The sequence below is a fragment of the Burkholderia sp. AU30280 genome (assembly GCF_020420125.1).
Classification (GTDB): Bacteria; Pseudomonadota; Gammaproteobacteria; order Burkholderiales; family Burkholderiaceae; genus Burkholderia.
The window spans coordinates 384,151-410,569 of the sequence record NZ_JAIZRY010000006.1; the positions used below are offsets into that span (position 1 = coordinate 384,151).

General features: G+C 67.1%; 24 protein-coding genes. 6 read left to right on the forward strand and 18 right to left on the reverse strand.

The window, feature by feature from the left end; genetic code table 11:
• Positions 1-221 precede the first annotated feature (221 nt).
• On the reverse strand, positions 222-1,706 hold the full coding sequence (locus LGN17_RS16820) for an amidase (RefSeq protein ID WP_226197794.1): 1,485 nt from the start codon (positions 1,704-1,706) through the stop codon (positions 222-224).
• A 378-nt stretch (positions 1,707-2,084) separates the two neighbouring features.
• Between LGN17_RS16820 and LGN17_RS16825 the strand changes: the two genes are divergently transcribed.
• Both LGN17_RS16825 and LGN17_RS16830 read left to right on the forward strand, forming a co-directional pair.
• Positions 2,085-2,519, forward strand: a complete 435-nt coding sequence (locus LGN17_RS16825) for a universal stress protein (protein ID WP_226197795.1) — start codon at positions 2,085-2,087, stop codon at positions 2,517-2,519.
• A 615-nt stretch (positions 2,520-3,134) separates the two neighbouring features.
• Entirely contained in the window at positions 3,135-3,383 is a 249-nt protein-coding gene (locus LGN17_RS16830; RefSeq protein ID WP_226197796.1) for an adhesin, read from the forward strand.
• A 68-nt stretch (positions 3,384-3,451) separates the two neighbouring features.
• On the opposite strand, the gene LGN17_RS16835 is transcribed toward LGN17_RS16830, so the two are convergent.
• Complete coding sequence (locus LGN17_RS16835) at positions 3,452-4,834, reverse strand: lysozyme inhibitor LprI family protein (RefSeq protein WP_226197797.1); 1,383 nt, start codon at positions 4,832-4,834, stop codon at positions 3,452-3,454.
• A gap of 224 nt (positions 4,835-5,058) precedes the next feature.
• On the opposite strand from LGN17_RS16835, the gene LGN17_RS16840 reads away from it, so the two are divergent.
• A complete protein-coding gene (locus tag LGN17_RS16840) occupies positions 5,059-5,532 on the forward strand; it encodes a nuclear transport factor 2 family protein (protein WP_226197798.1) in 474 nt (157 codons plus the stop codon).
• Positions 5,533-6,387: 855 nt separating this feature from the next.
• Entirely contained in the window at positions 6,388-8,973 is a 2,586-nt protein-coding gene (acnB, locus tag LGN17_RS16845; protein ID WP_226197799.1) for a bifunctional aconitate hydratase 2/2-methylisocitrate dehydratase, read from the forward strand.
• A 168-nt stretch (positions 8,974-9,141) separates the two neighbouring features.
• On the opposite strand, the gene LGN17_RS16850 is transcribed toward acnB, so the two are convergent.
• A complete protein-coding gene (locus tag LGN17_RS16850; RefSeq protein ID WP_226197800.1) occupies positions 9,142-9,555 on the reverse strand; it encodes a PPC domain-containing DNA-binding protein in 414 nt (137 codons plus the stop codon).
• A gap of 262 nt (positions 9,556-9,817) precedes the next feature.
• Between LGN17_RS16850 and LGN17_RS16855 the strand changes: the two genes are divergently transcribed.
• Positions 9,818-10,744: an ADP-ribosylglycohydrolase family protein gene (locus LGN17_RS16855; protein ID WP_226197801.1), complete on the forward strand. Its 927-nt coding sequence runs from the start codon at positions 9,818-9,820 to the stop codon at positions 10,742-10,744.
• Positions 10,745-10,828: 84 nt separating this feature from the next.
• Here the strand turns inward: LGN17_RS16855 and LGN17_RS16860 are convergent, their stop codons facing one another.
• The 15 genes from LGN17_RS16860 to LGN17_RS16930 all read right to left on the reverse strand — a co-directional run bounded on the left by LGN17_RS16860 (position 10,829) and on the right by LGN17_RS16930 (position 24,888).
• Positions 10,829-11,380 (reverse strand): GNAT family N-acetyltransferase, encoded by a 552-nt coding sequence (locus LGN17_RS16860; protein WP_226197802.1) that lies wholly within the window; start codon positions 11,378-11,380, stop codon positions 10,829-10,831.
• Between the two features lie 172 nt (positions 11,381-11,552).
• A complete protein-coding gene (locus LGN17_RS16865) occupies positions 11,553-12,953 on the reverse strand; it encodes an MFS transporter (protein ID WP_226197803.1) in 1,401 nt (466 codons plus the stop codon).
• 30 nt (positions 12,954-12,983) lie between these two features.
• Positions 12,984-14,228, reverse strand: coding sequence for an NAD(P)/FAD-dependent oxidoreductase (locus tag LGN17_RS16870; protein ID WP_226197804.1), 1,245 nt, complete (start codon positions 14,226-14,228; stop codon positions 12,984-12,986).
• Complete coding sequence (locus LGN17_RS16875) at positions 14,225-15,187, reverse strand: VOC family protein (RefSeq protein ID WP_226197805.1); 963 nt, start codon at positions 15,185-15,187, stop codon at positions 14,225-14,227. Before LGN17_RS16875 ends, LGN17_RS16870 begins: the two co-directional genes overlap by 4 nt.
• An 18-nt stretch (positions 15,188-15,205) precedes the next feature.
• Positions 15,206-16,696 carry an aldehyde dehydrogenase gene (locus tag LGN17_RS16880; protein ID WP_226197806.1) on the reverse strand — a complete coding sequence of 497 codons (1,491 nt, stop codon included), beginning with the start codon at positions 16,694-16,696 and terminating at the stop codon, positions 15,206-15,208.
• Positions 16,697-16,768: 72 nt separating this feature from the next.
• Complete coding sequence (locus tag LGN17_RS16885; RefSeq protein ID WP_226197807.1) at positions 16,769-17,596, reverse strand: aspartate dehydrogenase; 828 nt, start codon at positions 17,594-17,596, stop codon at positions 16,769-16,771.
• Complete coding sequence (locus LGN17_RS16890; RefSeq protein WP_175957767.1) at positions 17,589-19,259, reverse strand: thiamine pyrophosphate-binding protein; 1,671 nt, start codon at positions 19,257-19,259, stop codon at positions 17,589-17,591. The genes LGN17_RS16885 and LGN17_RS16890 overlap by 8 nt, the downstream gene beginning before the upstream one ends.
• Positions 19,252-20,049, reverse strand: coding sequence for an SDR family oxidoreductase (locus LGN17_RS16895; RefSeq protein ID WP_226197808.1), 798 nt, complete (start codon positions 20,047-20,049; stop codon positions 19,252-19,254). The genes LGN17_RS16890 and LGN17_RS16895 overlap by 8 nt, the downstream gene beginning before the upstream one ends.
• Positions 20,046-20,903: an IclR family transcriptional regulator gene (locus tag LGN17_RS16900; RefSeq protein ID WP_226197809.1), complete on the reverse strand. Its 858-nt coding sequence runs from the start codon at positions 20,901-20,903 to the stop codon at positions 20,046-20,048. The genes LGN17_RS16895 and LGN17_RS16900 overlap by 4 nt, the downstream gene beginning before the upstream one ends.
• Positions 20,900-21,796 carry an alpha/beta fold hydrolase gene (locus LGN17_RS16905; RefSeq protein ID WP_226197810.1) on the reverse strand — a complete coding sequence of 299 codons (897 nt, stop codon included), beginning with the start codon at positions 21,794-21,796 and terminating at the stop codon, positions 20,900-20,902. The genes LGN17_RS16900 and LGN17_RS16905 overlap by 4 nt, the downstream gene beginning before the upstream one ends.
• An 18-nt stretch (positions 21,797-21,814) precedes the next feature.
• The gene (locus LGN17_RS16910; protein WP_043177345.1) at positions 21,815-22,342 is read right to left on the reverse strand and encodes a cupin domain-containing protein; all 528 of its coding nucleotides are present in this window, start codon (positions 22,340-22,342) and stop codon (positions 21,815-21,817) included.
• A 29-nt stretch (positions 22,343-22,371) separates the two neighbouring features.
• Positions 22,372-23,142 (reverse strand): SDR family oxidoreductase, encoded by a 771-nt coding sequence (locus LGN17_RS16915; protein ID WP_226197811.1) that lies wholly within the window; start codon positions 23,140-23,142, stop codon positions 22,372-22,374.
• Positions 23,135-24,205, reverse strand: a complete 1,071-nt coding sequence (locus LGN17_RS16920) for an aromatic ring-hydroxylating oxygenase subunit alpha (protein ID WP_226197812.1) — start codon at positions 24,203-24,205, stop codon at positions 23,135-23,137. Before LGN17_RS16920 ends, LGN17_RS16915 begins: the two co-directional genes overlap by 8 nt.
• Before the next feature lie 52 nt (positions 24,206-24,257).
• Positions 24,258-24,569 carry a recombinase-like helix-turn-helix domain-containing protein gene (locus LGN17_RS16925; RefSeq protein WP_175957761.1) on the reverse strand — a complete coding sequence of 104 codons (312 nt, stop codon included), beginning with the start codon at positions 24,567-24,569 and terminating at the stop codon, positions 24,258-24,260.
• A gap of 1 nt (position 24,570) precedes the next feature.
• The gene (locus tag LGN17_RS16930; protein WP_011354710.1) at positions 24,571-24,888 is read right to left on the reverse strand and encodes a non-heme iron oxygenase ferredoxin subunit; all 318 of its coding nucleotides are present in this window, start codon (positions 24,886-24,888) and stop codon (positions 24,571-24,573) included.
• A 444-nt stretch (positions 24,889-25,332) separates the two neighbouring features.
• Between LGN17_RS16930 and LGN17_RS16935 the strand changes: the two genes are divergently transcribed.
• The gene (locus LGN17_RS16935; RefSeq protein WP_226197813.1) at positions 25,333-26,412 is read left to right on the forward strand and encodes a porin; all 1,080 of its coding nucleotides are present in this window, start codon (positions 25,333-25,335) and stop codon (positions 26,410-26,412) included.
• The last annotated feature ends 7 nt before the right edge of the window (positions 26,413-26,419 follow it).

Below are 26,419 nucleotides of genomic sequence, written 5' to 3' on the forward strand. Positions count from 1 at the left end.
ATACCGTCGCACAGCGCGCTCGTGCTCGGCGTGACGCGCGCCTACGAACCACACGTTCGAGCATCAACGCAAAACGGGCGGCTTTCGGCCGCCCGCTTCTCCATCTGCCATACACGATCCGCAACCGGCTTCGGCTTCGGCTTCGGCTTCGGCTTCGGCTTCGGCTTCGGCTTCGGCTTCGGCTTCCGGCTTCCGGCGTCCGGCTATCAACCCACTCCGCGTTACACAGCCATCCACGCCGGCAACCGCCCGCCGACCCAGTCAGCCGCCTGCTCGTAGCCGCGCGCGAGCTGCAACACGGCGAGATCGGCACGCGGACGGCCGATCAGCTGCATCCCCATCGGCAGCCCCGCGTCGTTGAAGCCGACCGGCACGCTGATCACCGGGCAGCCGGCCAGCGTCCACGGCACGACCGTTTCCATCCAGCGGTGGTAGGTATCCATCGGGCGGCCCGCGATCTCCTTCGGCCAGCGCTGCTCGACGTCGAACGGGAACACCTGCGCGGTCGGCGCCGCGATGAAATCGTAGCGGTCGAAGAAGCTCAGCACGGCCTGGTGCCACGCGGTGCGCTCGACGCTCGCGTCGAACACGGCCGCGCCCTGCATCGCGAGCAGCCCTTCGACTTCATAGATCGCCTCGGGCTTGAGCAGCGCGCGCCGCGCCGGATCGCGATAGTGCGCAAGCAGCCCGCCGCCGGACAGCAGGTGCCGGTGCGTGAGCCACAGGCGCCAGATCCGGTCGGGCGCGAACGCCGGCAGCGCGGCATCGACGTCGCAGCCGATCTCGCGCAGCGTCGCCAGCCCCCGCTCGCACAGCGCGAGCACGCCGGCCTCGGTCGCGAGATAGCCGTTCCAGTCGCCGACCCACGCGATGCGCTTGCCGCGCAGGTCGGCGTCGAGCGGCTGTGCGAACACGGCCGGATCTTCCGCGAGCGACAGCGGATCGTTGCGGTCGTAGCCGGCCTGGATCGCGAGCAGCTGTCCGACGTCGCCGACCGTACGGCCCATCGGCCCTTCGATGCCGAGCTGCTGCACGAACACGTCGACGCCCGGCCAGCGCGGCACGCGGCCCTGCGACGGGCGGAAGCCGTAGATGTTGCAGAACGCGGCCGGATTGCGCAGCGAGCCGCCGAAATCGCTGCCGTCCGCCACCGGCAGCATCCGCGACGCAAGCGCCGCCGCCGTGCCGCCGCTGCTGCCGCCCGCACTCTTCGTCAGGTCGTACGGGTTGCGCGTCGCGCCGTAAACCTCGTTGAACGTGTGCGAGCCGAGCCCGAATTCGGGCGTGTTGGTCTTGCCGATGAAGATCGCGCCGGCCGCGCGCATCCGTGCGACGCCCACGGAATCGGCCTGCGGCACGTTCTCGCGGAAGATCGGCGAGCCGTAGGTCGTCCGCAGCCCCTTCGTCATCGCCAGATCCTTCGGCGCCTGCGGCATCCCGTGCATCCAGCCGTGGTACTCGCCGCGCGCCAGCGCGGCATCCTTTTCCGCGGCTTCGGCGAGCAGCGCGTCGCGATCGCGCAGCGCGACGATCGCGTTGATCGCGCCGTTCACGCGCTCGACGTGATCGAGATACGCGCGCATCGTCTCGACGCACGACACGGCCTTGCCGCGGATCGCGGACGCGAGCTCGCCCGCCGACAGGCGCACGATCGGGTCGACGGGGATGGAAGCGGGAGCGAGAAGCTGCGGGGCGCCGTGCGGCATGCGAAGTCTCCTGGAATCGGAAGGGAATGGCGGGCCGCATGGCGGCGGTCGCTCCCGAATCGGCCGGGAGCGGCCGGGAGCGGCCGCGCCGCGGCCGATGCACTACTCTACGCGACGCCGGATCGGCGACCCCCGATATTTTCTGCCGCGATTCATTGCGGTTCCGACTGAATCGGGGCGGCGGGCCACGCTTCGCGCGCGCCGCCCCGGCTGGTGAAATCGTTTATGCGCATAAACTTAAATTTCTTATATTTCTATTAGGTGCGGGACGAGGCGGCACGCGTTAACGACATTTTTACGCGGTCGCCCGTTCTCTTTAGATCGTTCGGCCCAGCGGCGCGCTACGCTGGAATCATCTCGTTTCCTTGGACAACGTTCATGCTCAAGCTGCTGGTTCCGGTCGGCCACTCTCCCCGCTCGCTTCAGGCGGTTCGCCATGCGACCTTCCTGTATCGCGAACGGTGCGCATCGGAGATCGTGCTGATCAACGTTCAGGCGCCGCTCGAATCGACGCGGCTCGAGGCCTACCATCCGCTGTCGCGGCTGCGTTCGATCGAGGAGAGGTTCGCGTCCGACGACCTGGCCATGGCGGAACGGATCCTGCAGGAAGCCGGCGTCAAGTACAGCGTCGTGATGAAGGTGGGCCCGGTCGCCGATACGATCGCGTCCGTCGCGGCAGAAACGGGATGTGACGAGATCGTGGTCGTCGCACCCAGGCACGATCCGCTGCATGCGCTGATGTCGGTGTTCCGCCGCAGCGTGATGAGCCGGCTGGTGCGGATTTCGAATGTGCCGGTCACGGCCGTGCAATGACGGGGATGGCGCGCGGCGGCGCGTCGAGGGCGCGTTCGCTGACGGGCCCCGGGTTTGCAACGCACGGTGCGCGTGTGCGCGTTGCCGCCCGCACGGGCGCCGGCGTTGACGCGCGCTTACTTGATGGCCTTGCGCCAGAACACGAAATAGGCGGCTGCCGAAGACGCAACGAGCAGGATGGCCCACATCGGGGCGAGGCTGATCAGGACGGAAGAGACGTTAAGCATTTGGATTCCTCACTAATTTGACAGCGATATTCAGCACACACCGTGCTTGCCGGAACCGATGCATTTCTCCGCGATCGCGCCCCGTCAAATCATGCGTTCATGCTATCGCCTTGAACGGCTGCGCGAGCGCCCCCTGCCGTCCGTACCCTGACATTCGTCAAACTCCCGTGAATCGCGCGCCTGTCGCGCAGAAAACCGTCGCGCGAATGCGTCGCCGTCCGCCTGGTTTCGCCTGCCCGGCGCACTGACGCCGCGCCTGCCTCCCGCAATCCACGAGAAACGGGACAGGATCACCCGGCACCCCATTTCAGCAGACGTTTACCGGGGGAACCCCCAAGTGCTTCGTCATACGGGTCCGCGTTACGCTTGGGCAACGAGGAGACGAACCATGAGACGAGCCGTACATATCGCTGTTTTCGCACTGCTGGCCTATCTCATCGGCGATCGCGCGATCCTGCATGCGCAGGGCCGCGATACCAGCCCGCTCGCCTGCGAACAGGGCGCCGCGCAAGTGAAGGGCGACGCACTCGGCCGCGGTTTCGGCGAAGCCGCTGCCAGCAGCCAGGGCGAGGCCTTCATGTCGGGCTGCCTGGTGACAGGGCGCGGCAACCAGGATGTCGCGCTGGCGAACCGCTGACGGGTGTCCGTTGACGCGCCGGTCGCAACCGGGTCGCGACGGCTGAACCGGAGCCGCGCGCACCCGCATCAATTCCCGCTGTTCACGGTCATTTTCTCGATCGATGTCGCGACGGATGTCACGGTCCGGATGCCGTTCACGCTGAACGTCTGCTCGCGGTCCGACTCGTCGCGGGGAAGACGCATCGACAGCTGCGCGACCAGGCCGTCTTTCCGGTAATCGCCAAACCAGTCGATCAACCGGCCGATGTAGCACGTGTCGCCGACGTGAACCGCCATGTCGCCGACGATCTCGTATGCATAGTGGCCGGGCCCGTAACTCGAGTATTCGCTGCGATCGTCGCCCTGCACCGACGGCGGAATCGGACACAGCGGCGTGTCGGAGCCCGCATCGCGCGCGGTGCTGTCGCTCACATCGCGCAGCGCCTTTTCGAGCGCCGCATGCAGCTTGCCGTCGAGCCTCGTCGAACCGGTCTGGCTGGCATCGTGCTGCTCGATCGGCACCGACAGGCGGTAACGATAATGCACCGTCAGTTTCGGCACCTCGCCGATGACGGTAAACGGCCGCAGCAGGTAAAACTCGTCCGTGCCGTAGTGACTGTCGCGATACAACGCATAGACGCGCCCGCGCAGACGAATCCATTCACCGGCCTGATTCGCGCCGCGGCCATTCGTCGTGTACAGGCTGCGGTCGAGCGCCTCGTTCGACTCGCCGGACACCTCGAACTTGCTGCCCTTGCGGCGCAAGACATCGACCGACGACCACAACCCGGTTCCGTTCGATGCCGATTCGACGACCAGATCGCGCTGCCCGTCGCCGTCGAGATCGATCAGCGTGTAGGTCGCCCCCGTCGCGGTGTCGTCCGCACCGCCCGGCGACGCCTTCAACGCCCTCCACTCGTCGGCCGTCACGCCGCCGGGGCGCACCGCCGGCAAACCCGGTCCCTGCCCGTCGCTCGAGTCGCTCGAAAAGCGCGTCACACCGTTCGTGATCCGCAACCGGTCGATCGCTTTCTCGACCGGCGAGCTTGAATCCGTGCGGCGCGCCTGGTCGACGAGCGCGCGCAAGTCGTCGAGCGCGGCCTTGTCTTCGGCGTCGGGGCGATACGCGAGCACCGTGGCGAGCTGCGATTGCAGATCGCCGATTCGCGTCAGATAGCGCTGTTCGAGGCAACCGTGATCGCTGCCGCATTGATCGCGGGTCTTCAGCCAGCCGAGCTGCGCCGTGCGCAACACGGCACGCTGCCCCTGCGACAATGCATCGGACAGTTTCCGGTAAAAGGCCGACAGCCTGCCGTCGTCCAGATGCAAGTCGTTCGACGCACAGACGGTTCTTTCCGTCTCGCCGGATGCCCGCGCGCAGTCGAGTCCTGCCGCGAAGGCATGAGGTGCGTGCGCAAGCAGCACGAGCAGAAACATGCGTGCCAACGAGGCTTCAAGGCGGTATTTCATGAGTGGGTTCCCGGCAGTCGACACGCGCTGGAGGGCGACGAGCGATCGGCCTCCAGCGCCGGATTGTCCATCAATTGACCGGCCGGCGGAACAGCCGGGAGCAAGCGGCGCACGCAGCCGCCGCGATCGGCGACAGCCTGTTCGATTTCCGCTACAGTGGCTTGCCCGGCATCCGGCCGGCGCACCGAAACCCTGCTTCATCTGCAACGACCACCCATCCAGAGATGAGCCATCCGCACACCGAATTGATCCAGCGCTTCTACACGGCGTTCCAGCAGCGCGACATCGACCGGATGCTCGCCTGCTATGCCGATGACGTCGTGTTCGTCGACCCTGCGTTCGGCGAGCTGCGCGGCGACCTCGCACGCGACATGTGGCGCATGCTGGTCGCGCGTGCACAGGACTTTTCATTGACGTTCGGCGACGTCGACGCGGATCAGCAGGCCGGGCGCGCCAAGTGGATCGCCCAATACCGGTTCACCGCGACCAACCGCATGGTGGTCAACCGGATCGATGCGCGGTTCCGGTTTCGCGACGGACGCATCGTCGAGCATCGCGACAGCTTCGACCTGTGGCGCTGGTCGCGTCAGGCACTGGGACTGAAAGGCGCCCTGCTGGGCTGGACACCTTTCGTGCAACGGGCGATCCGCGCGCAGGCGCGGAAGAATCTCGACGCGTATCGCGCGAAACGGAAATAGCACTCGCCGGCATGGCTTCATCGTCGCGTTGATCAGGTCGCAAGCGATGTCGGGCAGAACACCGTCCGGATGCTTGAGACCGTGCAGGCGATACCCGCTTTCGTCGGCTTCGGGATGCGGGCCGACGAGCCCAACGCACCCCTTGCCGTAGCGATCGGTCGCGGCCGCATGAACCACCGACGATGCGACGAGCGACAACACCGCGAAAATCGATTCTCTGGATCGCATGTTCTCGATCGACGGGATTTAATGGCTCGCGGAAGCGCCTCGCGGTCGTTCGGGACGGGGCGACTGGCGCGCGCCGGTGCTCGCCCCGCTTTTTGAAACCTGATTGAAATCCGTGTGAAATAGAGCACAGGCGCGCGAAAGCGGCCCGCGTGTAACGTTTCTTGCGCGCTTGCGCAGATAGTTGCGCCGCCGGCAACCTGGCTCCCGGCGCTTCGTTACCGGCCGCACACCTCGCCGGTCGCGGCCTCGAACGATACGCGTCAGTTCACATGGCGGCAGCCAAAGCCGACAACGAAGGCGCCTGATGCCGTCGGACGATCCCGGAGCGCAGCCGAGCGTCCCGCACCATCACCCCGCCGCCCTCTGCGCCTCCCGGCGGCAGCCGGGTACCCCCGCCATACCTCGCCCGCACGCACGCCCACCCGCGCCTGCGCTACACGTCCGCAACGACCGACTCCCCCGCGCCACCACGTCTCCTCACGCCCCAAACTCAACTCTTATATAAGACATAAGACATTTGACGTTAAAGCGCATTGAGATTAGAATCCCGCTGCAAAGCAGTGTCTGGAACAGCCCCGGAGTGCCGGCAAGGCCTTCCCCTCAAACGCAATATCAGCAGGTCTCCCCATGCTTGAAAACTTTCGTGCTCACGTGGCCGCCCGCGCCGCGCTCGGTATTCCTCCCCTGCCGCTGACGGCTCAGCAGACCGCCGAACTGGTCGAATTGCTGACCAACCCGCCCGCCGGCGAAGAGCAGACGCTGGTCGACCTGATCACCCATCGCGTGCCTGCCGGCGTCGACGAAGCCGCCCGCGTGAAGGCCGGCTTCCTGGCCGCCGTGGCCAAGGGCGAGACCGCCTGCCCGCTGATCTCGCGCGAACGCGCGACCGAGCTGCTCGGCACGATGCTGGGCGGCTACAACATCCAGCCGCTGATCGAGCTGCTGTCCGATGAGGCCGTCGCTGCCGTGGCCGCCGACGCACTGAAGAAAACCCTGCTGATGTTCGACCAGTTCCATGACGTCAAGGAACTCGCCGACAAGGGCAACGTGCACGCGAAGGCCGTGCTGCAAAGCTGGGCCGACGCCGAATGGTTCACGAGCCGTCCGGAAGTGCCGCAAAGCCTGACCATCACCGTCTTCAAGGTGACGGGCGAAACCAACACCGACGACCTGTCGCCGGCCCCGGACGCCACCACCCGCCCGGACATCCCGATGCACGCGCTGGCGATGCTGAAGAACGCGCGCCCGGGCATCACGCCGGAAGAAGACGGCAAGCGCGGCCCGGTCAAGTTCATCGAATCGCTGAAGGAAAAGGGTCATCTGGTCGCCTACGTGGGCGACGTGGTCGGCACCGGCTCCTCGCGCAAGTCGGCCACCAACTCGGTGCTGTGGTTCACGGGCGAAGACATCCCGTTCGTCCCGAACAAGCGCTTCGGCGGCGTGTGCCTCGGCGGCAAGATCGCCCCGATCTTCTACAACACGATGGAAGACGCCGGCGCGCTGCCGATCGAACTCGACGTGTCGCAGATGGAAATGGGCGACGTGGTCGAACTGCGCCCGTACGAAGGCAAGGCGCTGAAGGACGGCAAGGTGATCGCCGAATTCCAGGTCAAGTCCGACGTGCTGTTCGACGAAGTGCGTGCCGGCGGCCGCATTCCGCTGATCATCGGCCGCGGCCTGACCGCGAAGGCGCGTGAAGCGCTGGGCCTCGCGCCGTCGACGCTGTTCCGCCTGCCGCACCAGCCGGCCGACAGCGGCAAGGGCTTCTCGCTCGCGCAGAAGATGGTCGGCCGTGCATGCGGTCTGCCGGAAGGCCAGGGCGTCCGCCCGGGCACGTACTGCGAACCGAAGATGACCTCGGTCGGCTCGCAGGACACCACGGGCCCGATGACCCGCGACGAACTGAAGGATCTCGCGTGCCTCGGCTTCTCGGCCGACCTCGTGATGCAGTCGTTCTGCCACACCGCCGCGTATCCGAAGCCGGTCGACGTGAAGACGCACCAGACGCTGCCGAACTTCATCAGCACGCGTGGCGGCATCGCACTGCGCCCGGGCGACGGCGTGATCCACTCGTGGCTAAACCGCATGCTGCTGCCCGACACCGTCGGCACCGGCGGCGATTCGCACACGCGCTTCCCGATCGGCATCAGCTTCCCGGCAGGCTCGGGCCTGGTCGCGTTCGCGGCCGCCACCGGCACGATGCCGCTGGACATGCCGGAATCGGTGCTGGTCCGCTTCAAGGGCAAGATGCAGCCGGGCGTCACGCTGCGCGACCTCGTCAACGCGATCCCGCTGTACGCGATCAAGCAAGGCATGCTGACGGTCGCCAAGCAAGGCAAGAAGAACATCTTCTCGGGCCGCATTCTCGAAATCGAGGGCCTGCCCGACCTGAAGGTCGAGCAAGCGTTCGAGCTGTCGGATGCGTCGGCCGAGCGTTCGGCCGCCGGTTGCACGGTGCACCTGAACAAGGAACCGATCATCGAATACTTGAACAGCAACGTCACGCTGCTGAAGTGGATGATCGCGCAGGGCTACCAGGATCCGCGCAGCCTGCAGCGCCGTATCGCGGCGATGGAGCAGTGGCTGGCCGACCCGCAACTGCTGTCGCCGGATGCCGACGCCGAGTACGCGGCCGTCATCGAGATCGACCTCGCCGACATCCACGAGCCGATCGTCGCTTGCCCGAACGACCCGGACGACGTGAAGACGCTGTCCGACGTCGCCGGCGCGAAGATCGACGAAGTGTTCATCGGCTCGTGCATGACCAACATCGGTCACTTCCGCGCCGCGTCGAAGCTGCTCGAAGGCAAGCGCGACATCCCGGTCAAGCTGTGGGTCGCGCCGCCGACCAAGATGGACCAGAAGCAGCTGACCGAAGAAGGCCACTACGGCGTGTTCGGCACGGCTGGTGCGCGTACCGAAATGCCGGGCTGCTCGCTGTGCATGGGTAACCAGGCTCAGGTACGCGAAGGCGCAACGGTCATGTCGACGTCGACCCGCAACTTCCCGAACCGTCTCGGCAAGAACACGAACGTGTATCTCGGCTCGGCGGAACTGGCGGCGATCTGCTCGCGTCTGGGCAAGATCCCGACCAGGGAAGAGTACATGGCCGACATGGGTGTGCTCAACGCGAACGGCGACAAGATCTACAAGTACATGAACTTCGACCAGATCGAAGACTTCAAGGAAGTGGCCGATACCGTGCAGATGTAAGCACGCGCAGCGGGCTGCGGCGGGTGGTTGACGTCGCAGCACACCACGCGATGGCGCCGCGGGCTGAATGCCTGCGGCGCCATTTTTTATGCGGCGCCGAAACAAGCTCCACTGGGAGAGGGCGGCAAAGCCGCGATGGCCGGCGTTTCTATCGCTGCGTCACGACGCTCAGGCGCCCTCGCCGCCCGGCTCGCGACGGATCACCAACTCGTTGAAACCGGTGCCCGCATCGGGTTCGCGCGAGAAGCGATGAGCAGGAAGCAGCGCGAGCAGGATCTCGGCGGTCGTGCGCACCACGCAACCGCTCGCCACATGGCCGCCCGTCACGCGGCCGCCCGCATCGGAAACGGACATGTGCAGGTGCGCCCCGTCCGGCGAGACCGAGCCGGCCAGCGTCAGGATTTCGAGATCGCCGCGCAGTTCGGTCGGCAGGTCGGCGCCAGCAAAGCGCAACTGCGCGACGCTCAGGCTGCCGATGCCCTGGATCACGAATGCGGCGTGCGCGTCGTGCTGACGCAATGCTTCCTCGATGGATGCGCGCAGATCGTCGCCAGGGGACAGACGCAGAGGATGGGCTTGCATGGACGATATCCTGTTGGCGGACCATGGATTCGACCAAGGGTACGTTCGGGCGCGGAATCCGGCAAGCCACCTGCTCTCGAGAAACCCGCGCCCACATTCCGGCAACGTGCGAGCGTCACACGGTAAAACGCTCGCTCGCGCACGGCGCATCCGGCACGCCTGCCGCGACGGCTTGTTTCGCACCGGCAGCGCCGCACCGGCTAGGCACACCGATGCAATTGATCTAGTCTGCACGGTATTCTGCAACGCGAGCCCCCTTCGAATGACCGCCCTTCCGAACCGACAATCCCGCCTGCGCGGCGGCCTGCTTGGCCTGCTGATCGGCGACGCGCTGGGCGTGCCCTACGAATTCCACGACGCCGCATCGATCCCGCCTCCCGCCGCGATCGGCATGACGCCGCCGCCGGGCTTCGCCCGCGCGCATGACGGCGTGCCGCCCGGCACCTGGAGCGACGACGGCGCGCAGGCGCTCGCGCTGCTCGATGCGCTGTTGCAGGACCGCGACCTGAATCTCGACACGTTCGCCGACAACCTGCTGAACTGGTTTCACCGCGGCGCGTTCACGCCGGACGGTCGCGTGTTCGACGTCGGCCTGCAGACGCAGCGTGCCTTCCGCGCGCTGGCAGCCGGTGCGGCTCCTGCGGCGGCCGGGCCCAGCGACGAGCGCGACAACGGCAACGGCTCGCTGATGCGCTGCTTTCCGGTGGTCATGGTCGCCGCGTCGCGCGACGAAGCGATCCGGCTCGCGCGCAAGCAGAGCGTCGTCACGCACGGCCACGTGCGCTCGCAGCTTTGCTGCGCGCTCTATTGCCTGACCGCAATGGGGATCGTCGCAGGCCAGCCAGCGCCCGACGCCGTGCGCGCGGCCGAAGACGAACTGCTGGCGCGCCATGAAGGCACGGCCGACGAGATCGAACTGAAGATCGTGCTCGACGGCCGCTTCGATGCGCCGCAAGGATCCGGTTACGTGGTCGACAGCTTCTGGTCGGCCATCCATTGCCTGCTGTCGACGGCCAGCTACGAAGACTGCGTGAAGCGTGCGATCGCGCTCGGCAACGATACGGATACGACGGCGGCAATCGCCGGCAGCCTCGCCGGCGTGCTGTACGGCGAGCAGCCATTGCCCGATCAGTGGGTCACGATGTTGCGCGGGAAAGAAGCCGTCGAGGGCTGGCTCGCGAGACTGTGAGCGACGCCGATCGCGCGGTATCCGCTTGCCGATACGGCACGTGAAGTTCACCCTGCATTCGAATCGAATGCAGGCCCGCCCGCATCACACGCGCCGGTCGCTCGCCAGCAACCCGTACAGCGCGCTGTCCGACACTTCGTCGCCGACGATCCAGCGTTCGCGCAACACCCCTTCCCGAGCGAAGCCGAGCCGTTCTAGCAGCCGCGCCGACGCGACGTTGCGCGGATCGATATCGGCTTCGAGCCGGTTCAGCCGCAGCGTGCCGAACGCATGATCGATCACGGCCGATGCCGCTTCGCGCATGTAGCCGCCGCTCCAGTACTTGCGCTTCAGGCTGAAGCCGATCTCGGCGCGCCGGCATGGCTCGTTCGCATGGAACAGCACGCATTCGCCGAGCGCTTCGCCGGTTTCCCGCAGTTCGAGCACGCAGATCAGGTCCTGCCCGCTCGCTGACGCCTTCACGTTGCGCGCGACGCGCTCGATGGCCTGTTCGACGTGCGTCATCGGCGAGAACGAGAAATAGCGCATCGCTTCCGCATCCGACCAGATTTCGAACAAGGCGTGCGCGTCGGCTTCGCGTAGCGGCCGCAGGACGAGGCGGGCGGTATCCAGCGTGACGGGTTCGAACAGGGGCATGGCGGCGGTCGGTCGAAAAACGGGATCGCAAATTAGAACACGCCGGCCGCATGTCAGCCATTTCGTTCATTCGCACGACCTGCCCCCGCTGCGGCACCCCGGATCGCCGTCAAACAAAAAGGCCCGGACATCGCCCGGGCCTCTTCACGTCATCCATTCCCGCCGGCCGCGCTTACGCTTCAAGCGCCTCGAGCACCTTCCCCTTCGTCTCGATCCCGACGAAGTGCACGGTCACGGCTGCGATCAGCGGCACGACGCCGATCAGGTAGAACGCCGGCGCGAGGTTGCCGCCGACGATCGCGTGCGGCACCACCATCGGCGCGACGAACGACGCGATCTTCAGCCATGCGCTGCCGAGCCCGCAGCCCGACGCGCGGATGCTCGTCGGATACTGCTCCGGCGTATAGACGTACGCGGTAATGAATCCCGACGCCATCAACCCGAGCGACAGCGAGCAGAAGATCGACACGACATACACCGACGACGCGTGATAGAAGCCCGCGAACGCCAGCGACAGTGCGCACAGCACGAACGACCACACGATCACCGGCTTGCGGCCGAGCTTGTCGACCAGCAGCGCCGACGCCAGCGACCCGAGCACGCCCATCACCGAGCCGATCACCGCGAGGTTCAGCGCGAGCTGCAGCGGTGCGTGATAGAAGTTCTTGTAGATCGTCGGCAGCCATGTCGACAGCCCGTACTGGATGAACCCGCAGGTCGCCCACAACGTCGCCACCGCGAGCGTGCGCTTGCGATACGCGGCGCTGAACAGGTCGCTCATCTTGCGCTTCGGATGCTGGCGCACCATCTCGTCGAACGCTGCCGCCTGCGTGACCGGCGGCAGCTCGCCGCGCACCGACGCTTCGAACGCGCCGACCGCTCGCCCGGCTTCCGGGAGCCGCCCGCGCGACGCGAGCCAGCGCGGCGATTCCGGCACGAGGCGCGTGAGCACGAGCGACAGGATCAGCGGCAGGCCGCCGACGAAGTACATGATTTCCCAGCCGAAGCGCGGCACGAGCCACGCACCGAGCGCCATCGATACGAGCAGGCCGATCGGGAATACGATCTCGTACAGCAGCACGAAACGGCCGCGGCCATGCGCGCGCGTGATCTCGTTGATGTACGTCGCCGCGACCGGCAACTCGCCGCCCAGACCCAGGCCCTGCAAAATCCGCAGCAACACGAAGATCTCGAACGTCGGCGCGAAGCCGCACGCGATGCTCGTGACGCCGATCACGGCCGAGCTCCACGCGATCGCCTTCACGCGGCCGTGCTTCTCCGCCAGCGCGGGAAACAGGAAGGCGCCGATCAGCTGGCCGATCGCGCCGGATGCGATCAGCATGCCGATCTGCGTCGGCGACAGCCCCCATTTGTGAATCAGCAGCGGCAGCGTCGCCGCGATCGTGATCACGTCGAAGCCGTCGAAGAACGTCGCGGCGCCGATCAGCACGCGCGCGCGGATCTGCATCGCGTTGGCGGGAAGCCGCTCGAGCCGCGCGATGATCGCGCCGGGCGTGGAGGCGGCAGCTTCCATCGTGGCGCGACCGGCCACGACGTTGTCGAAAGTGCTCATGCGGGATGTCTCCTGTGTCTCGTCGCCCGGTCAGGCCAGAGTCTTGCTCGTGTCTGCCAGCGCTTCCGTATCCACTGCCCGGCCCTGGTTCATCCACTTGCGCGCGAGCTTCAGCTCACGTGCGTTGTTGATGGCGACGACACCTCTCACATGTCCTTCGCCCACGAAAAACAGCGTTGCGCGGCGCGCGGCAAGCTCGCCGCGCACGACGAGCTGCGCATCGGCCGGCAGATCGCCGAGGATCTGCAGGTTCACGTCGTACTGATCGGACCAGAACCACGGAATCTCCGCGTACGGCGCACGCACGCCGAGCACGGCCTTCGCAGCCGCGATCGCCTGGTTCTGCGCGTTGGCCCACGATTCGAGCCGCACGCGCCGCTTCAGCCAGCCGTTGTGATGGTTCGCGACGTCGCCGCACGCGAAGATCGCCGGGTCGCTCGTCGCGCCGAATTCGTCGACGACGATACCGTCGTCGACGGCCAGCCCCGCATCGCTCGCGAGCGACGCGTTCAGTGCGAGGCCGATGCCGGCCACCGCGAAATCGGCGTCGATCGTCGTACCGTCGGCGAGCGTCGCGCGGACCTTCGACGCGTCGCCCGGCTGCGCGTCGAGCGATGCGAGCGCCGCGTCGAGGCGGACGTCGACGCCGTTCGCACGATGCAGGTCGAGCAGGAAATCCGACACGATCTGCGGCACCGAGCGGCCGCACAGCCGCGGCGCACCTTCGACCACCACCGCTTCGACGCCGAGCTTGCGCGCGGTCGCCGCGACTTCGAGGCCGATCCAGCCGCCGCCGATCACGAGCACACGCCGGCTCGCGCGCAGCTTCTCGCCGAGCGCGGCCGCTTCGTCGAGCGTGCGCAGGTAATGCAGGCCCGGCGTCTTCACGAGTGCGTCCGGCAGGCGCCGCGACGTACCGCCGGTCGCGATCACGAGGCGGTCGTATTCGATCTCGCGCCCGCTTTCGGTCTTCACGACGCGGCGCGCACGGTCGATCGACGCCGCGCGTTCCGGCTGCCATGCTTCGACGTTCAGCGCGTCGAATTCGTCGGGACGCACGACCCGCACGGTTTCGATGTCGGCGTCGCCGGCCAGCACGGCCTTCGACAGCGGCGGGCGCTCGTACGGCAGATGCGGTTCGTCCGCGATCATCACGAGACGGCCGGCAAAGCCTTCCGCGCGCAGCGTCTTCAGCACCCAGCCGGCGGCCTGGCCGCCGCCGATCACGACGACCGTGCCGGGTGCGGCCTGCTCCCGCGAGTTCCCTTCGCTCATGATTTGCGCTCCGTCATGAACTTGCCTTCCGGCGCCTTCGCGCTCTTCTGCCGGCGCGTATGGCCGTCGAGGCCGCCGTCGACGGCCCATTCGGCGAACACGGTCGGGCCCGGCTCGAATTCGCGCGGCTGCCACTCGGGCGTCAGCACGTCTTCGTCCGCGTAGTATTCGATCAGGCCGCCGGCCGGGTTCTGGAAGTACCAGAAGTATGCGGACGACACCGGGTGACGGCCCGGGCCGAGTTGCGTTTCCCAGCCGCAGCGGTCGATGTGCATGCCGCCGCCGAACACTTCGTGGATGTCGCGCACGGTGAACGCGACGTGGTTCAGGCCGCGTTTGCCGTTCGGCAGTGCGAGCAGGAACAGGTCGTGGTGGCCGCCGTGCGGCGCGCAGCGCATGAACGCGCCGCGGCCGGGGTAACGATCCGATGTCTCGAAGCCCAGCAGCTCGTGATAGAACTTTTCCTGCGCATCGAGGCAGTTCGTGAAGAACACGACATGCCCGACCTCGACCGGCTCCGCGCGCGGGTAGATCGGGCTCGGCTGGTCGACGCGCAGCGTCCGGCCCCACACGTTCGACGGCGAGCCCGTGATGTCGAGTTCGCGCTTGCGCGTGACTTCGACGCGGATCGCCATCCCGTTCGGGTCGATGCAGCCGATCGCGTCATCCTGCGCGTAATACCCGGGCTGGCCGGCGAGCTTCGTGCGCAGCGCGTCGAGATCCTGCCGCGTCGCGACGCCCCACGTGACTTCACGCAGCGTCGGGCCCGCTTCGAACGCGGGCGGCAGCGCCGGATCGTCGGCCTTCACGGCCAGCACGGTGCAGCCGTTCAGCGTCTCGAAGCGCGCGCGTGTGTCGTCGTGCGCGACTTCCCTCATCCCCCAGTCGGCGAAAAAGCGCCGGCAGGTCGCGAGGTCGTCGACGCCGTACGTGATCTGCTCGATTCCCAAAATGCTCATTGCGTCATTCCCCTTCGCTCAGTTCGCCCACGGCAGCGGCGCGTCGTTCAAACCCCAGTAGAGGCTCTTCTGCTGCATGTACTCGCGGATGCCGAGACGCCCCTTCTCGCGCCCCATCCCGCTCTCCTTCCAGCCCGAGAACGGCGTGGAGATCGAAAACAGCTTGTACGTGTTGATCCAGACGGTGCCCGTCTCCAGCGCACGCGCGATGCGCCACGCGCGCTTGTAGTCGCGCGTCCAGATGCCGGCCGCCAGGCCGAACACGCTGTCGTTCGCCTGCGCGATCAGCGACGCTTCGTCGTCGAACGGCATCGCGACGAGCACCGGGCCGAAGATTTCCTCCTGACAGATGCGCGCGCTGTTCGGCAGGCCTTCGAGTATCGTCGGCTGATAGAAGAAGCCGTGCTCGCGTCCGTCGCCCGACGGCCGCTCACCGCCGCACAGCAGGCGGCCGCCTTCCTCGAGACCGAGCGCCACGTAGCGCTCCACCGATTCGCGATGCTTCGCGGTGATCAGCGGCCCCATCTGCGTGTCGGGGCGCGTCGGGTCGCCCACGCGCAGCTTGCGTGCGCCCGCGACCAGGCGCTCCATGAATGCGTCGTACACCGCGCGCTGCACGAACAGCCGCGAGCCCGCGATGCACGCTTCGCCCGACGAGCTGAAGATCCCGTACAGCACACCGTTGACCGCATGATCGAGATCGGCGTCGTCGCAGACGATCGTCGGCGACTTGCCGCCGAGCTCAAGCGACACCGGCATCAGCTTCTCGGCCGCGATGCGCGCGATGCCGCGGCCCACTTCGGTGCCGCCGGTGAACGACACTTTCTTCACCAGCGGATGACGCACCAGCACGTCGCCGATCACCGAGCCCTTGCCCGGCAGCACGCTCAGCACGCCCTTCGGCACGCCCGCTTCCTCGCAGATGCGAGCCAGCGCAAGCGACACGAGCGGCGTGACTTCGGCCGGCTTGAGCACCACCGCGTTGCCGCCGGCCAGCGCCGGTGCGAGCTTCTGCGCATCGGAGGCGATCGGCGAATTCCACGGCGTGATCGCCGCGATCACGCCGATCGGTTCGTACACGCTCATCGTCAGGTAGTCGCCGCGCGACGGCGTCAGTTCCTCGTCGAGCGTTTCGAGGCACGCCGCGAAATAGCGGAACGTGTTCGCGGCGCTCGCCACCAGCACGCGCGTCTCGCCGATCGGCTTGCCGTTGTCGCGACGCTGCAGGTTCGCGAGCGCCTCGTGGCGCTGCATGATCAGATCGGCGATGCGGTACAGCACCTGCGCGCGCAGGTGCGGCTTCAGCCCGGCCCAGTCGGCGCGGCGCCACGCGGCGTCGGCGGCCTCGACGGCTTCGGCCGCGTCTTGCGCATTCGCGGTCGACACTTCCATGTTCAGCGACTGGTCGGCCGGATAGATGCTCGCGTAAGGCGCGCCACGGCCGCGCCGCCATTCGCCGCCGATCAGGATGTTGCCGTCGGGTACGAGGCTCGTATCGAAAGGAGTCATGTCACAAGTCCCACAAATCTGTCTCTGCACGTCCGCCTTCGCCGTGGCGCGGGCGGACCTTCAACGGCCCGGTCAGATCACGCAGCGGGCCGCGCGGTTGCGCAGCGCGCGGATCGCGCTGTACGCCGTCAGCGCGGATGTCTTCGGGTTGTCAGGCAGCGGCTTGCCGCTCATTTCCAGCGACATCTCGCCGAATGCGCCGCGTGCGGTGATGCGGTGCACATTGCGGACGACGGCCGGATCGGCGATCAGGCGCACGTGCGTCGCGTCGAGGCCGAGGCCCGCGAGCGCGACGGTTGCCGCGACGTTCGCGTTCTTCGGATACAGGCGCGCGGCATCGCGCGCGCTGCCTTCGAAGATCACCTTTTCCTCGCTCATCGTGCGCAGGTCGCACAGCGCCTCGGCGGGCGTACCGAGCCAGCCGAGCGGCGGCTTGCGGCCCACGTACAGCACTTCGTCGAGGCCGCCCTGCTTCGCGGACGCCAGCGCATCGATCCCGCCGATCGCGCCGGACAGCAGCGTCACCGTCGCGTCGCCTTCGTCGGCCGCCTGCGCGAGCACGTCCAGCAGCGCGAGATCGGACAGCGCGCCGATCGATGCGACCGCGCAGTCGGTGCCGGCCTTCAGCAGCGGCACGACGTGATCGACGAGCGCGCTGTGGCCCGCGCATTCGAGCGCGAACTCGGGGCGGCGCGCCAGTGCGCCGACCGACGACACGACCTCCACCGCGCCGCCCAGCACGCCCTGCACCGCCGCGCGCTGGTGTTCCGGCACGATCACGTGCGCGACGCGCAACGACGCATCGTGCTCGACCGCGTGGTACACGGCCGCGCCGATCGCGCCGAAGCCGATCATCGCGACGTCGACCGGTGCGTGGGCCCGCTTCTGCCCGTTATGCATACTGGCGCTCCGACGGCGTTTCTTCCTTCTTCACCGGCGGGCCCGCGAAGTTCGATGCGAACGAGCCGACCGACAGCATGTCGACCTCGACCATCACCGGACCTTCCTTCGCCAGCCCTTCGCGCACGATCGCTTCGGCTTGGTCGAGCGACGTGATCCGGTAATGGGTGAGGCCGAAGCTCGCGCAGAACTGCGCGAAATCGGGCTGGTGCAACTGCACGAAGCAGCGGCGGCCGTCGTAGTGCGCGTCCTGGATGTTGCGGATCACGCCGTAGCACTGGTCGTTCATCAGCACGATCATCACGTTCGCGTTTTCCTGCACGGCCGTCACGAGCTCGCCGACGTTGACCATCAGGCCGCCGTCGCCGACGAGGCAGACCGTCTTCGCCGCGGCGCCCGCGAGCGCCGCGCCGATGCCCATCTGGATGCCCTGGCCGATGCCGCCGCCGAGCGCATGCACGCCCGAGCGCGGCTCGAAGATCTTCAGCAGGCGGTTGCCCCACGTGCTGTTCGAGATCGTCACGTCGCGCACCCAGTTGTAGTCGCGGCCGACGGCGCCCTGCAGCGTATCGACGAGCTGCTTGTACGGCCCGAGACCCTTCGACACGTCGGCCACCGCCTGCTCGCGGGCTGCCGCGAGATCGGCCGCGAACCGCGGGTCGACCGACAGGCGGCCTTCGAGCCGGTCAGCCAGCTCGGCGAGCACGCGCTTCGAATCGCCGTGCACGAACAGCGCGTTGGGATAGCCGCGGTTGTCGGCAAGCGCGTCGGCATCGATGCGGAACAGCGGCTGCGGCAGCGCGAGCCGGTACTTCAGCGTCTCGTTGCCGCGCAGGCGCGAACCGACGACGACCAGCGCATCGCAGGTCTTGTAGAACGCTTCGACGGACGCGTGCACGTTGAACGCGCCGAGCGTCGCCGGATGATCCTCGGGCAGCACGCCGCGGCCCTGCACGCTCGTCACGACGCCGAAGCCGAGCTTCACGAGGCGTTCGACTTCCTCGCGTGCGTGGCGCGCGCCGCCGCCGAGCCACAGCAGCGGGCGGCGCTTGGCCGCCAGTGCGTCGGCGAGCTTCGCGACGCGGGCCGCGTCGTGCTCGCGAACCGCGACGTGCGCGGGCTCCAGGTCTTCCGGCCATTCGATTTCAGCGGCCTGGATGTCGATCGGAATCTCGACCGACACCGGGCCTGTCGGCGCGGTCTGTGCGATGCGCACGGCTTCGCGGATCGTCGGCAGCACGGTTTCGACCGAGCGCACGCGGAACGCGGCCTTCGAGATCGCGTCCAGCATCGACAACTGGTCGGGGGCTTCGTGGATGTACGCCAGATCCCGGTCGAGGTACGGCGTCTCGATCTGCCCGGTGATGTGCAGCAGCGCGGTGCCGGCCGTCAGCGCCTCGACCATCGCGCCGGCCGCGTTGCCCGCCGCCGTGCCCGTGCTGGTGAACGCGACGCCGAGGCCGCCCGACACGCGGGCCAGGCCGTCGGCCATGTTCAACGCACCGGCTTCGCCGCGTGCGCCGACATACCGGATGTTGCCGCGCGTGTTGATCGCGTCGAGGATCGGCATGTTGTGGATCGAGATGACACCGAATGCGGTCTTCACGCCGCACTGCTCGAGGAAGGTGGCAATCAGCTCGCCGACCGTGGTTTTTTCAGACATGGCGTGCAAAGCCTCCAGAAACGTCGATATGGCTGCCCGTCGTGTACGACGACAGATGCGTTGCGAGATAAAAAAGTGCCCAGGCGGCCTCGTCAGGCTTGCCGAAGCGGTTCAGCGGAATGTTCTTCGTGCGGGCGATCGCGCCCGTCCAGTCCTCCCAGCTTTCGCCGGACCGCGCCTGCGTTTCGTAACGGCGGCGCCACTGGCCCGACTCGACGATGCCGATCAGGATCGAGTTCACGCGGATGCGCTGCGGCGCGAGTTCGGTCGCGAGCGACTTCACGAGGCTCAGCACGCCCGCGCGCGCGGACGACGTCGCGACCATGTGCGGCTCCGGCTGCAGCGCGAGCAGCGAGTTCACGCAGGTGATCGTCGGCGCGTGCGCGTCGCGCAGCAGCGGCAGGAACGCGCGCGTCGGGCGGATGATGCTGAAATACTTCAGTTCGAGCTCTTCGCGCCACGCGTCGTCGGTCGTGTCGGCGAAGGTCGACACGCGCCCCTGGCCGGCATTGTTGACCAGCATGTCGGCACGGCCGAAACGCGTCGAAACCGCTTGCGCGAACGCGGCCACATCGGTTTCGTCGAGCACGTTGCAGCGCTCGGCGAGCAGTTGCGCGCCCGGGTATTTTTCAGCGAGCATCGCTTCGGCGCGTGCGAGGCGGTCGCTGTCGCGGCCGCAAATCGCGACCGATGCGCCCGCCTGCAGGAACCGTTCGGCCGTCGCGAGGCCGATGCCGGACGAACCGCCCGTCACCACCGCGACCTGCCCGGTCAGATCGATCTCAATCATCGGAGTCCTAATGCCTTCAGAAACGTGTGCTCGTCATCCGAGCGGTAATTGAGCCGCCGCGACAGTTCCGCCGCCGCGCGCTGCACCTTGTCGATCAGGCCGTCCGCGATCAGCGCCGCGTCGATTTCTGGCCTCGGCACCGTCACCGTGATGCACGCGACGATCTTCTGCGTCTCGTTGCGCACCGGCGCCGTGACCACCGAGATGCCGCGCTCGAACGACGAATTGCTGACGCCGTAGCCGCGCAGCGCATCCTCTCGGATCACTTCGTACAGCGCGTCGACCGTCTCGGGCGTCGCGTTCGTCATCCGGTTCAGCGCGCCTTCCGGATACAGCGCATGCAGCTCCTTCAACGACAGGTCGCCCATCAGTACGTGGCCGTGCGTCGTTGCATGCGCGGGCAAGCGCGTGCCGACGTTCACGCGGATCGAGCTGAACACCGGCGCCTGGCTCTGCGCCTTCGCGACGAATACCACGTCGCGGCCGTCGCGGATCACGATGTGCGTCGTGAAGCCGGTCGCGTCGCGCAGGCTTTCGATCACGGGCAGGCCGAGATCGGTCAGCTCCAGCGAGCTCAGGTATTCGAAGCCGAGCCGCAGCACGGCGATGCCGAGCTTGTAGTTGCGATCCTTGTCCGCGCGCTCGAGGAAGCCGAGCGATTCGAGCGTTTGCAGCAGACGGAACACCGTCGTGCGCGGAATGCCGAGCCGCTTCGACAATTCGGGCGCGCCGAGCACGGGCTCGCGCGGCGAGAATTCGGCGAGGATCCGCAGCCCGCGTTCGAGACCCGGCACCACGTAACTGGCTTCGCCCTTGCCGCTTTCGGATTCGGCCTGTTGCAGCGGTTCGTTCATGCGAGCCCCCGCTGTGGGTCGCACTGACGGCAGAACGTGTCGATCAGTGCGGAATAGACGGCCGGTGCTTCCACGTAGCCGGCATGGCCTGCTTGCGGAATCACCTGCAGCCCGACATGGGCGGCCGCGGCGATCCGCTCGCACGCGGCGGGCGGCGTGATCGCGTCGTTCGCGCCGACGGCCACGGCCGTGCGGCCGCGAAAACCGGCGAGATCGGTGGCGAGATCGGCGTTCGCGAGCAGGTGCGTGGCCTGCGCATAGCCGGCCGGCACGATGCGCGCCATGTTCCAGCGCACCCACGCACGCGCCTCCTCGCTCGCGAAACCGGACAGCATGTTGCCGCTGCGCTGTTCGGCGAGCCCGGCCGGACCGAGTGCGGCCAGCATCGCGAGCCGCGCGTCGCGGCGCGATTCGCGCGTTTCAGCCGGTGCGCTGCCGTAGCCGCCCGCGGGCGACACCAGCAGCAGGCCGGCGATCCGCGCGGGCATCACGCGGGCGAGACCGCCCGCGATGATCGCGCCGAGCGAATGCCCGACCAGCACGCAGCGTTCGATGCCGAGTGCCTCGAGCCACGCGTTCAGCGATGCCGCGTAATCGGCGGCGGCCGGCGACGCGCCGTGCACCGGCGTCGACACGCCGTAACCGGGCGCATCCCACGCGAGCACGCGCCGCGATGCGCCGAGCGTGTCGAGCTGGCGGACCCACGATGCGGCGCCCGAGCCGATCCCGTGCAGCAGCACGACGGGCAGCGCACGGCCTGCATGCTGCGCGCCGGCCTCACGGTAGCCGATCGTGCCCGCCGCGCCGGCCGCGCAACGCTGTTCGGGAAACTGCCCGAGCAGCGCGGCGAATGCCGCGGTGCGGTCGCGTTCACGTTTGTCGATGACACTCATTGCTTCACCGGCTCCGTCTCAGCGCTTGATCTTCGCGAGCGGCGAATCGGGCGGATACGTCGGCGTGATCGGCTTCGGCGAACCGAGCATCACGCACATCAGCGCATCTTCCTCGCCGATGTTGATTTCCGTGCGATACACGCCCGGCGGCACCGAGATCAGGTCGCGTTCGCCGAGGATCGCTTCCCACGTCTCGCCGTCACGCTCGCAGATCACCTTCATCTTGCCGCGCAGCACGAAGAAGATTTCCTCGACGTCCATGTGGATGTGGCTCGGGCCGATGTTGCCGGCCGGGATGACCATCGTCGAGAACGTGAAGCCGCCGGCCGGCACCGTGTTGACGTCCTTCGCGACGCCCGTGCCGCCCGTGCCGACGTAGCGCATCTGCGCGCGGCGGTACTTCGGGTCGTAGTCGGCCTGGAACTTCAGTGCGTCCCAGTCGTAGCGCCGCGTCGCGTAGCGCGCCACGCGCCCTTCCATCCAGTCGTTGAAGCTTGCGCCTTCCGGCTGGTCCCACGATTTGCGTTCGAGATCGGCGTCCGCCATCGTCAACTCCTTCATCAAGGGTGAAAACATCAATTCATCACGAAGCCGCCGTTCACCGGCAGCAGTTGACCCGTCACGAAGCGCGCGCCGTCCGACAGCAGGAACAGCACCGGGCCCGTCACGTCGTCGGGCACCTGCGCACGCGTCAGCGCGCGGCCCTGCATGTAGAACGCGTGGCGCTCGGCCGGCACGTAGGCCGTCGCCTCGACTTCGGTCAGCCCCGGCGCGATCGCGTTGACCGTCACGCCGTGCGCGCCGAACTCGCGCGCCTGCGCATGCGTCATCGCGATCACCGCGCCCTTGCTCGCGACGTACGCGAGCAGCTTCGGTGCGCCCCACAGCGCGGTGTCCGATGCGAGGTTCACGATCGCGCCGCGGCCCGACTGCGCGAGGTACGGCAGCGCCGCATTGCTGACGAGCCACACGCCGCGCACGTTCACGTTCATCACGGCGTCCCACGTCGACACGTCGAGCTCGGTCGACAGCTTGCCGCCCGAGTTCGTGATCGCCGCGTTGTTGATCAGCGCGTCGATGCCGCCGAGCGCCGCCGCGCCCTGCGCGACGAACGCGGTGACGCTCGCCGGATCGGCGAGATCGAGCGCGATGAAATGCGCGACATGGCCGGCTTCGGCGAGTTGCGCGGCAAGCGCGCGGCCTTCGTCGGCCAGCACGTCGCCAAACGCGACCTGCGCGCCCGCTTCGACGAGCGCCGTCACGAACGCCGCGCCGAGCCCGCGCGCGCCGCCCGTGACGAGCACGCGGCGCCCCGCGAGCGACACGACCGGAGCGCGCTCAGCCATTCGAGGGCTCCGCTGCGGCCTGCGCCGCGCGATGCGCGTCGAGCGCGGAGAGATGTTCCTGCGCACGCGTGCGCAGCATCCGGCGCACGCGCGTCATGCCGACGTCGTGCTGGTACAGGTATTCGTGATCGCGCGCATTCGGCGCGAGACTTTCGAGGACGTAGCGGTCCTGCTCGAGCACGTCCCAGTGCAGGCCCTCGAGGCGGTTGCGGTACATGAAGCGCCACACGTCGCGCTGCCAGCCGCTGACCTTGCGCGTGCGCCAGAAGTAGACCTGGCAGTTGTCGCCGTCGACCGGCGTCGCGAAGCCGATGATCCCGAAGTTGCCGCCCGGGCCGAACTTCTGCTTGTACGGGATCGCGAGGCGCATCCACAGGCAGCCCGTTTCGCCGAGCTCGACCCAGTCGAAGTTCACGTCGCGCTGGCCGATCTTCTCGAACATCAGGCCCGTTTCCGTCTTGCGCACGCGCATCTCGGCCTGCTTGTCGCCTTCGGCCATCGAGTGCGAGGTGGCGTGCAGGTACGCGCCGTGCATCGGGTCCATCACGTTGTCGATCGCGTACTGGTAATTGCACTTCCAGTTCGACACGCACAGGAAGTGGCCGTACTCGTCGTCGACCAGTTCCTCGGGCAGGTTCAGCGGCGCCGGCTCGCCGTGCGCTTCGTCGCCGAACCACAGGAAGATCGCGCCGGCCTTCTCCTCGACCGGATACGACTTCACGCACTTCATGCCTTCGAGCGGACAGTTCGATACGGCCGGCACGCGGTTGACCGTGCCGCCACCGTCGACTTCGATGCCGTGATACCAGCAGGCAATGTTGCCGCCGAGGTTCCAGCCGAGCGACAGGCGCGCGCCGCGGTGCGGGCAGCGATCCTCGAGCGCGTGAACCTTGCCGTCGTGATCGCGCCACAGCACGATCTGCTCGGACAGGCGCGTGAGGCCGACCGGTGCATTCGACACCTGCCAGCTCGGCGCGACGGGATACCAGTAGTTCTTGATGCCGCGGTCGAGGTAGGCACGGACCGGGTCGTGTTGGACTGCGTGTTGTACGGGGGACGTCATCAGTGTGCTCCGGATGCGGTTGTCGTCGGGTCGGCTGCCAGCGCTCAAGCGGTCATTCCGCGAGCGCGGCCATTTCGGCGCGGAAGCGCTCGGCGGTCCACACCGTGCCGTCCGGCGCGCGGAAACCGATGCGGTTCAGGCCCGCGACGACATCGTCCAGCTCGATCGCGCCGGCTTCGAACACGCGCTCGAGCGCATCGCCGAGGTCGTTTTCGTACTGGGTCGGCGCGGCCTTGCGGTTCTGCCAGACCTGGTTCTCGACCTGGCCGGGGATCTCGATCTGCCCCTTGCCCGCGACGTTGTTCGGCTGCGGCGCCACCCACGGCTTCAGGAAGGGATTGAAGTTGACGGTCGCTTCTTTCATGTCATTCCACCTTGATCTGGATTTCCTCGCCGGCGAGACGCACCGCGTACTGCTTCAGTGCGCGTCCGCCCGGCCCCTTCAGGCATTCGCCCGTCTTGATGTCGAACACGGCCTCGTGCAGCGGGCATTCGACCGTGCCTTCGTCGACGAACCCCTGCGTCAGCAGCGCGTACGCATGCGGGCATACGTTCTCGAGCGCATACACGTCGTCGCCGACGCGGTAGATCCCGATTTCGACGCCGTCGGTCCGCTTGAACTCGATCGGCGTGTCTTCCGACAGCGCGCCGGCGTGCCCGGCGCAAACCCATTGTTCAGACATCTCACACCCTTCCTTCTGATCGACTCTCGGTTTGTTCCTATTTGTTCCATATCCGGAACGTCAGTTTATGGATGGTGATTATAGGAGCGAGTTTCCACGAGTAAAACAAAAAGCTGCACGTCCTAGGGAAAACACCGACCGCTGGCTCGACGATCGCTTTCGCCTGCCTTATCAAATGTAATTTTTTGTTGTATTACGGGCATTTACCGGCTTTTTCGAGACGTCGGGCACCGCCGCCGGGCGTCGGTCGGCAACCCATCCGTCCCGAAAAAATTATTTTTGACTCGGTGCCCGCCGCCTCTATACTCCATTCCATCAGAGGCACATCGTTCCTTATATGGAACATACGAATGCCCACTCGATGGCGAAAACGCGCGACGGCCGGCCGTCCCTGCGCACGCCGCCACGGTACGTTTTCATCAGGTTGGAGATTCAGGAGATCAAATGGTCAAGCATGCGGTAGCAGCAGCAGTGATCGGATTGGGCGCCGCGTCGGGCGCGTGGGCGCAGAGCAGCGTGGTGCTGTACGGCAGCATGGATGCGGGCGTCGCGTACGTGAACAACGTCGGCGGCCAGGCGAAATGGGCGATGATCCAGGGCAACACGCAGCCCGATCGGTGGGGCCTGAAGGGCAAGGAAGACCTCGGCAATGGCCTGTCGGCGATCTTCCAGCTCGAAAACGGCTTCTATACGAACAATGGCCAGTTCGCGACCGCGAACACGATCTGGAACCGCGCGGCATTCGTCGGCCTCGGCTCGGAACGGTACGGCACGCTGACGCTCGGCCGCCAGACGCCGCTGTCGTTCGACTATCTCGATCCGCTCAGCACGGCCTACCTCGCGATGAGCTGGTACGCGTTCCACCCCGGCAACATCGACGGGCTCGCCGCGACCGGCAACGTGCCGTACAACAACGCGGTCAAGTACCGTTCGCCGACCTTCGCGGGCTTCTCGGCCGCGGCGACGATGGCGCTCGGCAACACGACGAACTTCTCGACCGGCAAGTCGCTCGGCGTCGCGCTGAACTACGCGAACGGGCCGTTCAAGGCGTCGGCCGTGTACTCGAACGAGCACGACCGCTCGATCCTGATCAGCACGACCGGCATCACGTCGTTCCAGGGGCAGAACACCGCGAACGGCTACACCGCAAGCAAGGTCGAGAACATTGGCGCAGGCGCGTCCTACCAGTTCGGCGACTTCCTCGTGCACGGCCTGTACACGCGCACGAAGATGCAGTCGAACGGCTTCTCGGACACGTTCCAGAGCTACGACGCGGGTGTGAACTACCGCAGCAGCGCGTTCAACACGATCGCGGGCGGCGCGGCGACCACGACGCTGGCCGGCCGCCGCTGGACGCAGGCCGAGCTCGGCGACATCTATTCGCTGTCCAAGCGCACGCAGTTGTATGCAAACGTGCTGTACGAACACGGTTCCGGCGGCGCGCAGGCCGCGTTCTTCACGGCAGGCGTGTCGAGCACCGCGAACCAGGTGATCGTGCTCACCGGGATCCACCACTCGTTCTGAACGAAGC

Bases quoted from the DNA above. Each gene is read 5' to 3' on its own strand.
- acnB (WP_226197799.1), top strand. From the start codon at position 6,388: ATGCTTGAAAACTTTCGTGCTCACGTGGCCGCCCGCGCCGCGCTCGGT.
- LGN17_RS16900 (WP_226197809.1), bottom strand. From the start codon at position 20,903: ATGAACGAACCGCTGCAACAGGCCGAATCCGAAAGCGGCAAGGGCGAA.
- LGN17_RS16925 (WP_175957761.1), bottom strand. From the start codon at position 24,569: ATGAAAGAAGCGACCGTCAACTTCAATCCCTTCCTGAAGCCGTGGGTG.
- LGN17_RS16920 (WP_226197812.1), bottom strand. From the start codon at position 24,205: ATGACGTCCCCCGTACAACACGCAGTCCAACACGACCCGGTCCGTGCC.
- LGN17_RS16905 (WP_226197810.1), bottom strand. From the start codon at position 21,796: ATGAGTGTCATCGACAAACGTGAACGCGACCGCACCGCGGCATTCGCC.
- LGN17_RS16820 (WP_226197794.1), bottom strand. From the start codon at position 1,706: ATGCCGCACGGCGCCCCGCAGCTTCTCGCTCCCGCTTCCATCCCCGTC.
- LGN17_RS16880 (WP_226197806.1), bottom strand. From the start codon at position 16,696: ATGACTCCTTTCGATACGAGCCTCGTACCCGACGGCAACATCCTGATC.
- LGN17_RS16885 (WP_226197807.1), bottom strand. From the start codon at position 17,596: ATGCATAACGGGCAGAAGCGGGCCCACGCACCGGTCGACGTCGCGATG.
- LGN17_RS16840 (WP_226197798.1), top strand. From the start codon at position 5,059: ATGAGCCATCCGCACACCGAATTGATCCAGCGCTTCTACACGGCGTTC.
- LGN17_RS16835 (WP_226197797.1), bottom strand. From the start codon at position 4,834: ATGAAATACCGCCTTGAAGCCTCGTTGGCACGCATGTTTCTGCTCGTG.
- LGN17_RS16825 (WP_226197795.1), top strand. From the start codon at position 2,085: ATGCTCAAGCTGCTGGTTCCGGTCGGCCACTCTCCCCGCTCGCTTCAG.
- LGN17_RS16855 (WP_226197801.1), top strand. From the start codon at position 9,818: ATGACCGCCCTTCCGAACCGACAATCCCGCCTGCGCGGCGGCCTGCTT.
- LGN17_RS16915 (WP_226197811.1), bottom strand. From the start codon at position 23,142: ATGGCTGAGCGCGCTCCGGTCGTGTCGCTCGCGGGGCGCCGCGTGCTC.
- LGN17_RS16895 (WP_226197808.1), bottom strand. From the start codon at position 20,049: ATGATTGAGATCGATCTGACCGGGCAGGTCGCGGTGGTGACGGGCGGT.
- LGN17_RS16910 (WP_043177345.1), bottom strand. From the start codon at position 22,342: ATGGCGGACGCCGATCTCGAACGCAAATCGTGGGACCAGCCGGAAGGC.
- LGN17_RS16860 (WP_226197802.1), bottom strand. From the start codon at position 11,380: ATGCCCCTGTTCGAACCCGTCACGCTGGATACCGCCCGCCTCGTCCTG.
- LGN17_RS16890 (WP_175957767.1), bottom strand. From the start codon at position 19,259: ATGTCTGAAAAAACCACGGTCGGCGAGCTGATTGCCACCTTCCTCGAG.
- LGN17_RS16870 (WP_226197804.1), bottom strand. From the start codon at position 14,228: ATGAGCGAAGGGAACTCGCGGGAGCAGGCCGCACCCGGCACGGTCGTC.
- LGN17_RS16935 (WP_226197813.1), top strand. From the start codon at position 25,333: ATGGTCAAGCATGCGGTAGCAGCAGCAGTGATCGGATTGGGCGCCGCG.
- LGN17_RS16865 (WP_226197803.1), bottom strand. From the start codon at position 12,953: ATGAGCACTTTCGACAACGTCGTGGCCGGTCGCGCCACGATGGAAGCT.
- LGN17_RS16930 (WP_011354710.1), bottom strand. From the start codon at position 24,888: ATGTCTGAACAATGGGTTTGCGCCGGGCACGCCGGCGCGCTGTCGGAA.
- LGN17_RS16830 (WP_226197796.1), top strand. From the start codon at position 3,135: ATGAGACGAGCCGTACATATCGCTGTTTTCGCACTGCTGGCCTATCTC.
- LGN17_RS16850 (WP_226197800.1), bottom strand. From the start codon at position 9,555: ATGCAAGCCCATCCTCTGCGTCTGTCCCCTGGCGACGATCTGCGCGCA.
- LGN17_RS16875 (WP_226197805.1), bottom strand. From the start codon at position 15,187: ATGAGCATTTTGGGAATCGAGCAGATCACGTACGGCGTCGACGACCTC.